We start from the raw sequence: 8,274 nt of genomic DNA on the forward strand, positions 1-8,274 counted from the left end.
GCGCTAACACGAGGAAGTTCGCGAGGAACGCGACGTTGACGACCACCTGCGTCGCGCGCCGGCCGTACAGCTCCGCGTAGCAGTCGGAGGCGAGGAACGTGAGCGCGTACGCGAGCGCGGCGCCGGGCAGCAGGATCTCCGCGCCGACCACCGGCAGCGCGAACGGGAGCGGCAGCGCGAGCACCTTCGCTGCGGTGAGCTGTGCGGTCCCGAGCGCGACCGTGAACAGCGTGATAAGCGCCACCGCCGCGACCGCCGTCCGGTCCAGCGGGTCGGTCCGGAAGGGCCCGTTCCCGCCGGCCGCCGTCCGACTACTCATCGGTCTCCCCCGTTGACTCGCTCCTCTCCAACCCCGCCGCCGTCGCCGGGTCGTCGTCGAGCCGGTCGTGGCGGGCGTCGATCTCGTCGAGCAGGTCGAGGGTCTTCCGGATCGACGCGCGCACCGCGTCGCTGCGGTTCACGAACTTCCCGTCGTCGCCCACGTGGTCGTCGAGGTCGGCAAGCAGCTCCGCCGGGATCTCGACGCTTATCTTCGGCATACTCGCGTCGTGGACGCCGGGTAGGGATGAACGTTATTATCCGGAGATTATCGAGAGAGTCCCGAAGTGCTCGACCCGACGTCCGGCTGCGCTGCCCGCCCGCCCAGAGCTCGTAAACCGCTACGTTGAAGTGGGTTTACGAGTCCGTTGAGTCATGGCAACGAACACGGAGTCCGTCGATCTCGTCGGCGACGAGGCGGCGACGAACCTCGCTCGCGCCGCGCTGTTCGCGGCGCTCGTCGGGGCGTTCGCGTACGTCTCCTTCCCGAACCCGCTCTCGGCAGGGGTACCGATCACGCTCCAGGTCCTCGGCGTGTTCCTCGCGGGGATCATGCTCGGCCCGGTGTGGGGGTCGCTCTCGATGGTCCTGTACCTCGCCGCCGGCGCGGTCGGCGCGCCGGTCTTCTCCGGCGGCACCGCGGGGATCAGCTACCTGATCGCCAGCCCGACGCTCGGGTTCCTCTGGTCGTACCCCTTCGCCGCGGGAGTGATCGGGCTCGTCGCCCACCGCGGGACGAGCCTCTCCGAGGTCGACGCGGTCCCGACGCCGGTCCTCGTGGGAGCGATGGTCGCCGGGACCGCGATCATCTACGGGTTCGGCACGGTCGGCTTCGCGGTGATACAGTACGACCCGTGGTACGCGTCGCTGTGGCAGGCGTTCCTCGTCTCTTCGCTCGCCTTCGTCCCCGTCGAGGCGGTCAAGATCGCCGCCGCCGTCGGCATCGTCAAGAACGACGCGATCGCGGCTGCCTGACCCGGCGTGATCGCCGTCAGCGACCTCACGCACGCGTTCGACGGGGCGGTCGCGCTCGACTCGGTCTCGCTCTCCGTCGACGACGGCGAGTTCCTCCTCGTCACCGGCCCGAACGGCTCTGGCAAGACGACGCTCGTCCGTCACTTCAACGGCCTGCTCTCGCCCACCGAGGGAGAGGTCCGGGTCAACGGCGTCCCGGCCGAGGCGGACCTCGTCGCGGCGCGGACGGCGGTCGGGATGGTGTTCCAACGCCCGGCGGACAGCTTCGTCGCCGCGACGATCGCGGCCGACGTGGCGTTCGGCCCCGAGAACCTCGGTCTGTCCCACGACGAGATCGACCGACGCGTGGCGACCGCCCTCGACGCTGTCAACCTCGCCGGGCGGGGCGACGAGCGGATCGACGCGCTCTCCGGCGGCGAGAAGGCCCGTGTCGCGGTCGCCGGCGCGCTGGCGATGGAGCCGGACCACCTCGTCCTCGACGAGCCGTTCTCGGGGCTCGACGAGCCCGCCCGTCGCTCGCTGCTGTCTCACCTCGCGTCGCTCTCGGTCGACGGAACGGGGATCGTCGTCGTCACTCACGACCTGCGCGGCCTGATCGACCGGTGTGACCGGGTGATCGCGCTCGCCGACGGGTCGATCGCGTTGGACGCCCCGCCCGAGGCGGCGCGCGCCGAACTCCCCGCGCTCGACGTCCACGTCCCGGCGAGCGAGCGCCTCGAGGGCGAGTCCGACACGCGATGATCGGCTACGTCCCCGGCTCGACTGTCGCGCACCGGCTCGACCCCCGGGCGAAGATCGCCGTTCAGGTCGCGTTCGCCGCCGCGGCGTTCGCGTACACGACCCCCCGCGGGCTCGCCGTCCTGTCCGTCCTCGCGCTCGCGGTCGCCCGGCTCGCGTCGCTGTCGCTCGCCGGCGTCGTCCGCTCGTTCAGGGTCATCCTCCCCTTCCTCGTCGCCGCGCCGCTCGTCGCGACGATCGAGCTGTCTCCGCCGGCGATAGACCCGGGAGCGGCCGTCTACCCGGCGCTGTCGAGCTACCGCGTGCTGCTCGTCGTCGTCGTCAGCGCGGCGTACGTCCGTACCACGACGGTCCGGGAGTCGCGCGCGGCGATCCAGCGGACCGTCCCGGGTCGCCCCGGCGTGTTCCTCGGCGTCGGCGTCTCGCTCGTCTTCCGGTTCCTCCCGGTTCTCCGGCGGGAGATCACGGCGGTCAGGGAGGCGTCGGCGGCCCGGCTCGGCACCGAACGCCCGCTCGTCGACCGGATCGAGCGCGTCGCCGTCGCGGGCGCGACCCGGACGCTGGGGCGCGCGGACCGCCTCTCCACGGCGCTCTCGGCCCGCTGTTTCGCGTGGAACCCGACGCTGCCGCGGCTGATGCTCACCCGGATCGACGCGCCGGCGCTGGCGCTCGCGGGAGCGCTGCTGGCGGCGGCGCTGTTTCGGGCCGTCTGAGCCGTCGTCGCTTGCGCGGACCGGGATCTCCTCCGCGGCGGGAGTCCTTCGATTCGCGCGAACGCCGCGCGGCGGCCGCTGCGCTGTGGCAAGTTTTAACCCGGCCGTATCCCGGTGATCGATCATGACTCCCTTACAGGCGGCCACCCGCGAAACCTTCTGGACCATCGGTCCGGTGGGGAAGGCCGCGTTCTACTGGCTCGCCGTCGTCGCGATCCTCGTCTTCCTGTACGGCGTGTACGCGCGGTTCGCGGCGTACGCGCGCGGGAGCGAAGACCCGCGAGACCGGCTGTCGGACCTCCCCGGACGGGTGATCGGGGCGACGAAGACCGTCCTCGCGAACGAGAACCAGTTCGACGGGGACCTCTACACCGGCGTGATGCACACGTTCGTGCTGTGGGGGTTCCTCGTCCTGCTCGTCGCGACGACCATCCTCGGGATCGACATCGACCTCTACCGTCCGCTCACGGGCGAGTCCTTCTGGGTCGGCGACTTCTACCTCGCGTACCAGTTCGCCGTCGACGCGTTCGGCCTGCTGTTCGTCGTCGGCGTCGGCATGGCCGCGTACCGCCGCTACCGGCAGCGCGAGGGGCGGCTCTGGGGAAAACACACCTCCTTCGAGGACGACGCGTTCGTGTGGACGCTGTTCCTGCTCGGCGTCGGCGGCTTCGTCGTCGAGGGCGTGAGTATGGTCGGCCAGCCGGGGCGGGCGACCGAGACGGTGAGCTTCGTCGGGATGGCGCTCGCGACCGGGCTGGAGTCGTCCGGGCTCACGGCCGCGGGCGCCGAGGCGATATACGGCGTCCTCTGGTGGAGCCACTCGCTGCTGGCGTTCGCGTTCGTGGCGTGGATCCCCTACGCGAAGCCGTTCCACATGATCTCGTCGTTCGCCAACGTCGTCGCCCGCGACGAGAAGGCGGGCGCGCGGCTCCCGAACGTCCCCGCGGACCTCGACCACACGAACGCGGAGTCGCTCGACGACTTCACCTGGAAGGAGCTGATGGACGGCGACGCCTGTACGAAGTGTGGCCGGTGTACCGACGCCTGCCCCGCCGACACGGTCGGGCGCAACCTCGACCCGCGGAACGTCATCCTCGATCTGAAGTCGTACCGCGAGTCGGTGAGCGACGACCCGGTGGCCGGCTCGGGCGGTGGAGGCGGTCCCGCGGCGACCGACGGCGGCACGGTCCCCATCGTCGCCGACGAGGGCGGCGTCATCGACGCCGAGTCGATGGAGTCCTGTATGTCCTGTATGGCGTGTATGGACGCCTGCCCGGTCGACATCGAGCACCTCACCTCCTTCACGAAAATGAACCGCCAGCTCGTCGACGAGGGGGCGGTCGACTCGAACCTCCAAGACGTGTTCCAAGACGTGATGCAGAAGGGGAACACCTTCGGCGACTCCCAGGCGACCCGCGGCGACTGGGCCGACGACCTCGACGGCGTCGAGGTCCCGGACGCCCGCGAGACCGAGGTGGAGTACCTCTGGTACGTCGGCGACTACCCGAGCTTCGACGATCGGAACAAGAAGGTCGCGCGTGCGCTCGCCCGCCTCTTCGACGAGGCGGACGTGTCGTTCGGCATCCTCTTTGACGACGAGAAGACGGACGGCAACGACATCCGCCGGATCGGCGAGGAGTTCCTCTACCTCGAACTCGCCGGCCACCACGTCGAGACGTTCGCCGACTGCGAGTTCGAGAACATCGTCTGTACCGATCCGCACTCCTACAACACGATCAAAAACGAGTACCCCGAGGTCGACTTCGCGGAGTTCGCGGACGACCCGATGATGCCGTTCGAGCGCGAGGAGCCGTGGAACGCTGACGGCGCGGTCGACGTGTTCCACTGGACGCAGGTGGTCGAGGAGCTGGTCGAGGCGGGCCGGCTCGACCTCTCGGGCGACGAGCTGGACTACACCGTCACCTACCACGACCCATGTCACCTCGGCCGGTACAACGACGAGTACGAGGCGCCCCGCGAGCTCATCCGGGCGACCGGCGCCGATCTCCACGAGATGCCCCGGTCGCGGGACGACTCGTTCTGCTGCGGCGGCGGCGGCGGCGGGCTCTGGACCGAACACGAGGAGGAAGTCAAGCCGAGCGAGGAGCGCCTCCGTGAGGCCGTCGAGGACACCGACGCGGGGGCGTCGATCGAGAAGTTCGTCGTGGCCTGTCCGATGTGTACGACGATGTTCGAGGACGGGCGGAAGACGGGGGACTTCGAGGACCAGATCGAGATCGTCGACGTGGCGGAGCTGCTGATCGAGGCGGTGGAGGTCGGATCGTAGCGTGGGGACTCGGTCCGTCGGAGCCGCCGGACCGAGACGCTCGCCGCGACCGCCGTCCCTACGCTCGCCGCGACCGCCGGTCCGTCGCCTCGTCCGTGCGCCGCAACAGCGCTCGCCCGGGGGCGCGGTCGCGGACCGGCGCGTCGCCGAGGTAGTCGACGAGCGCGTCGCGGAGCAGGGCGACGCCCTCGTCGTCGAGCGCCGCGCCCCGCTCTAACGACTCGATCGGGCGGTGGTACGGTGCCTCGTCGTCGGTCGCGCTCCGCGCGGCGTCGAGCAGCGCGGCGTGAGCCACCCACGCCTCCTCCCGGGAGGTCGTCGGCGCCGGCGGCCCGTCGGTCGTGGGAGGCGTCATTCGTCCGGGTTCTCCCGGTACGAGGACTTAAAACCACGTCCCGGTTTCGCCCCGATCCGGCGCCGAGGAGCCGCGCGCCGCCGTCTCTCCCCGCCGACCGTCGCTCTTCGGGAGTATATACTACTATATAGAATATGTGGAAGCATATAGCCGTACTGGGGAGTATGCGACACCACGTACCGTTCATAGCATACTACTTAACCGGAACTCGTCCACCCACACGTAATGGAGTCCAGTCACGACGCGGACGCAACGGGAATCACGCGGCGGAAATCGCTCGCGGCGATCGCTGGCGCCGGGGCGCTCGGTCTCGCCGGCTGTACGCAGAGCGGAGACGGCGGCTCGGGCGGCGACGAGCTCTCCGGTCCGATCAACATCGCCGGTTCGAGCACGGTGTTCCCGCTGATGAGCGCGGTCATGGAGGACTTCGCCGAGCAGCACCCCGGCGTCGACCCCGACATCAGCTCGACGGGGTCCGGCGGCGGATTCTCGAACTTCTTCTGTACGGGCGACACCGACTTCAACAACGCGAGCCGCCCGATCCAGCCCGAGGAGGAGGAGCTATGCGAGGAGAACGGCGTCGAGTACGTCGAGCTGATCGCGGCGACCGACGCGCTCACGGTCGTCGTCAACCCCGACGCCGACTGGATCGACTCGCTCACGACCGAGGAGCTCGCCCAGATCTGGAAGTCCGACCCCGTCCAGACGTGGGACGAGGTCCGCGACGAGTTCCCGAACGAGGAGATAAACCGCTTCGGCGCCGCCGACACCTCCGGCACGTACGACTACTTCATCGAGGCGATCCTCGAAGAGGAGGGCCACACCAGCGACTATCAGGCGACTGAGCAGGACAACACGATCGCCCAGGGCGTCTCCGGCGACCCGTACGCGATCGGCTACTTCGGCTTCGCGTACTACTTCCAGAACCCCGACCAGCTGAAGGCCCTCGGCATCGACGACGGCGACGGGCCGGTCGAGCCGAGCCTCGAAACCGCCTCGTCGGGCGAGTACACGCCGCTCTCGCGGCCCCTCTTCACCTACCCGTCGATCGAGTCACTCGGCGAGGAGCACATCGCCGAGTTCGCCCGCTACTTCGTCGAACAGACGACGAACGAGGAGCTCGTCGCCAACGACGTCGGCTACGTGCCCGCCACCGAGGAGACGCAGGAGGAACAGATGCAGACGCTCGAAGACGCGATCGAGCAGGCGCAGGGCTGAGCCGGCGCGATGAACCGGTGTATTGATTTACGACAGCGTTCGATACCCCACCGTTCGTGACTGACAGCACAGAGAGTCCCGACCTGTCGCGGCGGGGCGGACTCACACGACTGAAGGAGGGAACCTACGGCGGCCTGTTCGCGGCGTGTGCGGCGATAACCCTGCTCACCACGGCCGCAATCTTCGTCACGCTCCTGTCGGACGCGGTGGTGTTCTTCCGCTCGATCTCGGTCGCCGAGTTCCTCACCGGCACCAACTGGAGCCCGAACCCGGCCGGCGGCGGGCAGGCGTTCGGCATCATCCCGCTTCTCATCGGGACGATCACGGTGACGATCACCGCGGCGTTCATTTCGATCCCGATCGGGACGCTCACGGCAATCTACCTCAGCGAGTACGCGACCCCGAACGCCCGGTCGATCCTGAAACCGCTGTTGGAGATCCTCGCGGGGATCCCGACGGTCGTGTACGGGTACTTCGCGCTCGTGTACGTCACTCCGGCGCTGAAGGTGACGCTGTTCCCGGAGATGAGCACGTTCAACGCCCTGTCCGCGTCGATCATGGTCGGGATCATGACGATCCCGATGGTGTCGTCGATCTCCGAGGACGCCATGAGCGCCGTGCCCGACGAGCTGCGGCAGGCCGGCTACGGGCTCGGCGCGACCAAGTTCGAGGTGTCGACCGGCATCGTCGTCCCGGCGTCGATCTCCGGGATCGCCTCCTCGTACATCCTCGCCGTCTCCCGCGCTATCGGCGAGACGATGATCGTCGTCGTCGCCATGGGCGCGCAGGCGCGGATGCCCGCGGTCCGGGAGGCGCTCTTCGGTATCCCCTTCGTCAACCCGGCCGACGTGCTCTTGGAGTCCGGGATGACCATCACCGTCGCGATGGTCCAGATCACCGGCGGCGACCTCACCGGCGGGACGCTCCCGTACAACTCCATGTTCGCGCTCGGCCTCGCGCTGTTCGCGGTAACGCTCGTCATGAACGTGATCAGTGATATCATCGCGCAACGCTACCGGGAGGAGTACTGATGGCGACCGACAACGCGAACGCGAACGGCTTCGGCGAGGTCAGTCGAGTCCGGGGAATCGTCTTCGAGTACCTGTCCCTGGGCGCGAGCGTGTTCGGCCTCGTCGCGCTCGGCGTGCTCCTCGTGTACGTCGCCATCGACGCCTTCGATCTCGCGAACGCGAGCCCGGAGTGGCTGCTGACGTACTTCCTCACGCTCGTCGTCCCGTTCCTCGCGTTCTGCCTGTACAGCGCGAGCGACCCGACCGTGACCCGACGCGCGCTCGGCGCGCTCGGCGGCGGCCTCGTCGCCGTCGCCGCGCTGTTCACCGCCATCGAGGCGCTCGTCGTGCCGATTCCGCGGCTCAACTGGCAGCTCGCGTACCTCTTCGTCGTCGCGGCCCCGGTCACCGCGTACCTCGCGTACGTCGGCAGCGGCGGCCGCGTCGGCGCGGTCGGCTTCGGACTCCTCGGGCGGCTGGTCGGCGGAGCCGCCGTAGGGCTCGCGGTCGGCACGCTGTTCCTCGTGTTCGACCCGCTGCTGTGGTTCCCCGCGTACACGCTCGGGGTCCTCCCGGCCGTCGGGCTGGGCGCGTTCGGGCGGCGACGGTCGACGCCCCGGGCGCGGACCGCGGCGGCGCCGGGCGGCCTCGGGGGACTGG

The 8,274-nt window shown here is 69.4% G+C and carries 9 protein-coding genes and 1 pseudogene; 7 read left to right on the forward strand and 3 right to left on the reverse strand.

The genetic code is table 11. From position 1 onward, the window contains the following. On the reverse strand, positions 1–319 hold a 319-nt coding region (locus tag B9G38_RS12460), incomplete at its 3' end, for a VUT family protein (protein ID WP_143415441.1). Then, on the reverse strand, positions 312–539 hold the full coding sequence (locus B9G38_RS12465) for a type II toxin-antitoxin system ParD family antitoxin (protein ID WP_086215908.1): 228 nt from the start codon (positions 537–539) through the stop codon (positions 312–314). The genes B9G38_RS12465 and B9G38_RS12460, both read right to left, overlap by 8 nt. Before the next feature lie 154 nt (positions 540–693). Between B9G38_RS12465 and B9G38_RS12470 the strand changes: the two genes are divergently transcribed. The 4 genes from B9G38_RS12470 (at position 694) to B9G38_RS12485 (ending at position 5,031) form a co-directional block, all read left to right on the forward strand. Further along, positions 694–1,293: a biotin transporter BioY gene (locus tag B9G38_RS12470; protein ID WP_049931473.1), complete on the forward strand. Its 600-nt coding sequence runs from the start codon at positions 694–696 to the stop codon at positions 1,291–1,293. Between the two features lie 6 nt (positions 1,294–1,299). Then, the gene (locus B9G38_RS12475) at positions 1,300–2,034 is read left to right on the forward strand and encodes an energy-coupling factor ABC transporter ATP-binding protein (protein ID WP_086220574.1); all 735 of its coding nucleotides are present in this window, start codon (positions 1,300–1,302) and stop codon (positions 2,032–2,034) included. Continuing rightward, entirely contained in the window at positions 2,031–2,744 is a 714-nt protein-coding gene (locus B9G38_RS12480; protein ID WP_086215907.1) for an energy-coupling factor transporter transmembrane protein EcfT, read from the forward strand. The genes B9G38_RS12475 and B9G38_RS12480 overlap by 4 nt, the downstream gene beginning before the upstream one ends. A gap of 124 nt (positions 2,745–2,868) precedes the next feature. Continuing rightward, on the forward strand, positions 2,869–5,031 hold the full coding sequence (locus B9G38_RS12485) for a (Fe-S)-binding protein (protein WP_086215906.1): 2,163 nt from the start codon (positions 2,869–2,871) through the stop codon (positions 5,029–5,031). Between the two features lie 58 nt (positions 5,032–5,089). Here the strand turns inward: B9G38_RS12485 and B9G38_RS12490 are convergent, their stop codons facing one another. Next, positions 5,090–5,386 (reverse strand): hypothetical protein, encoded by a 297-nt coding sequence (locus B9G38_RS12490; protein WP_049931477.1) that lies wholly within the window; start codon positions 5,384–5,386, stop codon positions 5,090–5,092. 225 nt (positions 5,387–5,611) lie between these two features. On the opposite strand from B9G38_RS12490, the gene B9G38_RS12495 reads away from it, so the two are divergent. The 3 genes and pseudogenes from B9G38_RS12495 to B9G38_RS12505 all read left to right on the forward strand — a co-directional run. Continuing rightward, the gene (locus B9G38_RS12495) at positions 5,612–6,604 is read left to right on the forward strand and encodes a PstS family phosphate ABC transporter substrate-binding protein (RefSeq protein ID WP_049931478.1); all 993 of its coding nucleotides are present in this window, start codon (positions 5,612–5,614) and stop codon (positions 6,602–6,604) included. A gap of 56 nt (positions 6,605–6,660) precedes the next feature. Further along, complete coding sequence (gene pstC, locus B9G38_RS12500) at positions 6,661–7,635, forward strand: phosphate ABC transporter permease subunit PstC (protein ID WP_086220575.1); 975 nt, start codon at positions 6,661–6,663, stop codon at positions 7,633–7,635. Next, a pseudogene (locus B9G38_RS12505) lies at positions 7,635–8,274 on the forward strand (phosphate ABC transporter, permease protein PstA); the annotation flags it as partial. The gene pstC and the pseudogene B9G38_RS12505, both read left to right, overlap by 1 nt.

The sequence above is a fragment of the Halorubrum sp. SD612 genome, from assembly GCF_002135005.1.

What these genes read in the sequence shown, in the direction of transcription:
- B9G38_RS12470 (WP_049931473.1), top strand. Translation starts at nt 694, where the DNA reads ATGGCAACGAACACGGAGTCCGTCGATCTCGTCGGCGACGAGGCGGCG.
- B9G38_RS12490 (WP_049931477.1), bottom strand. Translation starts at nt 5,386, where the DNA reads ATGACGCCTCCCACGACCGACGGGCCGCCGGCGCCGACGACCTCCCGG.
- B9G38_RS12495 (WP_049931478.1), top strand. Translation starts at nt 5,612, where the DNA reads ATGGAGTCCAGTCACGACGCGGACGCAACGGGAATCACGCGGCGGAAA.
- B9G38_RS12465 (WP_086215908.1), bottom strand. Translation starts at nt 539, where the DNA reads ATGCCGAAGATAAGCGTCGAGATCCCGGCGGAGCTGCTTGCCGACCTC.
- B9G38_RS12480 (WP_086215907.1), top strand. Translation starts at nt 2,031, where the DNA reads ATGATCGGCTACGTCCCCGGCTCGACTGTCGCGCACCGGCTCGACCCC.
- B9G38_RS12485 (WP_086215906.1), top strand. Translation starts at nt 2,869, where the DNA reads ATGACTCCCTTACAGGCGGCCACCCGCGAAACCTTCTGGACCATCGGT.